The organism is Phyllobacterium sp. YR531, from assembly GCF_000282595.1.
In the GTDB taxonomy this organism is placed as follows: domain Bacteria; phylum Pseudomonadota; class Alphaproteobacteria; order Rhizobiales; family Rhizobiaceae; genus Phyllobacterium.
Map to the genome: position 1 here is coordinate 1 of NZ_AKIZ01000029.1, position 2,208 is coordinate 2,208.

Below are 2,208 nucleotides of genomic sequence, written 5' to 3' on the forward strand. Positions count from 1 at the left end.
TTGACCTCGGCATCAGCAAGTCGGCCACGCTCGGCCTCAGCTATACCGGGCAGTTCTCATCGCAGAACCATGACAACACCATCAAGGCCGACCTCAGCGTCAGGTTCTAGAACGTCTCAAGCAAATGCCTAGCGCGGGGCGCGCTTAGCCAGAATGCGCTGGAGGGTACGCCGATGCATATTGAGCCGGCGGGCCGTTTCGGAAACATTGCGGTCGCACATTTCATACACGCGCTGGATATGTTCCCAGCGCACGCGGTCGGCGGACATCGGATTTTCCGGTGGAGCAACCTTTTCGCCGGAACGGCGTGTCAGCGCGGCGAAGACTTCATCTGCGTCGGCAGGTTTTGAGAGGTAGTCAATGGCACCGAGCTTGACCGCGTTGACCGCAGTGGCGATATTGCCGTAGCCGGTCAGTATCACTGTGCGTGTATCTTCGCGGCGGGCGCGAATGGCTTCGATAATGTCGAGACCATTGCCATCACCAAGGCGCATGTCCACGACCGCATAGGCAGGTGCATGGCTTTTGACACTGGCGAGACCTGCTTCGACCGAATCGGCAATCGTGACGGTAAAGCCGCGTGTTTCCATGGCGCGTGCAAGACGCTGCAAAAAGGGCTTGTCATCATCAACAAGAAGAAGTGTCGGATCGTTGCCAATGGCGGCAATATCGTCCTGATCCGTATTGTCCATCAGGGTTTCCTGCTCATTTTGTAATAGTTATTGATGTTAATGGTTCGCAATGAAGAAAAAGTCAAAGGCTAGAGCAAATTTTGCCTCTATAGAGCAAGATTTGTTTAACAGGCTTCAGAAATACGCCGCGTTCTGACCAGAAATATCTGGTCGCCAAACCTATCCGCTAGTCGTCAGTTCGCTCAGCGGCCAGATCACGACGACCTCCGCACCCTGGCCGGGATCGTTTCGATTGCGGAAAGTGATTGTCGCTCCTGAACGCTCAAGCAGCGTCTTGGCGATGAAAAGGCCCAGGCCAAGGCCGCCGCCATGCTCATTCACTTCGCGGTCGCGGCCTGTGGTGTAGGGCTCGCCAATCCGGTCGAGAATTTCAGGCGCAAAACCTTTACCATCATCACTGACGATGATCTCAACAGTCTTGTCATTCCAGCCCCAACTGACCTGTATTGTCTGTTTGGCAAAATCGACGGCATTTTCTACCAGATTGCCAAGGCCGTAAATAATGCCGGGGTTGCGGCGGATGAATGGCTCTATACCATCGCCGCGCAGCTTGACGACTTCGATGCCGATGCCGAAATTCCGGTTCGGTTCGATGACCTCCTCAATCAGAGAGGAAATCTTCAGACGTGACATGTGTTCTTCGCTGGTTGAAGAGAGGCTGGTCAGCCGCTTTAGAATTTCGCGGCAGCGTTCGGTCTGCGAGCGTAGAAGTTCAATGTCATCAGCAAATCGATCGTCCTTCTTCAGGCTGCGCTCCATCTCCTTGGCAACAAGGGCAATGGTAGCCAGTGGCGTGCCAAGCTCATGGGCCGCCGCCGCCGCCAGGCCATCCAGCGCCGATAAATGCTGTTCACGTTGAAGAATAAGCTCGGTCGCGGTTAGAGCATCGGCGAGCAGGCGCGCTTCTTCCGCAACGCGATAGGCATAGACGGCCGTGAAGGCGAGCGCGGAAACCACCGAACACCAGACACCGGCAATAAGCACGAAGGGCAGGTGCATGCTCTCGCCCGGATACCACGGCAAAGGCAGGTAGACGTAGGCAAGAACCGTGGCACATATGGTGACAAGCAACCCGAGGACAATAGTTGACCACGAGGGCAGGGAGGTTGCGGAAATGATGACGGGAACAATCATCAGAACGGCAAACGGATTCTGCAGGCCACCGGTCATATAGAGCAGGCCCGCCACCTGCAAAATGTCGAAGGCAAGGACTGTGATCGCCGCACGCGGTTGAAGTCGGTGGTTGATCGGATAGCGGAATGACATCAGCAGGTTAAGCCAAGCCGAACAGGCAATCAGTGCAAAACACACGCTGACGGGGAAAGGAAATTTCAGGTAAAGCGCGACGAACAGGACCGCGATGCTTTGGCCTGCCACTGCAAGCCAGCGCAGACGAATGAGCGTCGTCAACCGCAGTCGGCGAGACAGATATGATGAACGTATACCGAAATCCTGAACCATGAGGCTGCTTTAGATGAAATGTGGCAGAAATGGAATTGCAGAGTTTGGAACACGC

Annotated in this window: 2 protein-coding genes; both read right to left on the reverse strand. The window is 55.1% G+C overall.

Features of this window, described 5'->3' with window-relative positions; all coding sequences use genetic code 11:
* Positions 1 to 128 precede the first annotated feature (128 nt).
* Complete coding sequence (locus tag PMI41_RS17165) at positions 129 to 692, reverse strand: ActR/PrrA/RegA family redox response regulator transcription factor (protein WP_008126953.1); 564 nt, start codon at positions 690 to 692, stop codon at positions 129 to 131.
* 159 nt (positions 693 to 851) lie between these two features.
* The gene (locus PMI41_RS17170) at positions 852 to 2,153 is read right to left on the reverse strand and encodes an ActS/PrrB/RegB family redox-sensitive histidine kinase (RefSeq protein ID WP_008126955.1); all 1,302 of its coding nucleotides are present in this window, start codon (positions 2,151 to 2,153) and stop codon (positions 852 to 854) included.
* Positions 2,154 to 2,208 lie beyond the last annotated feature (55 nt).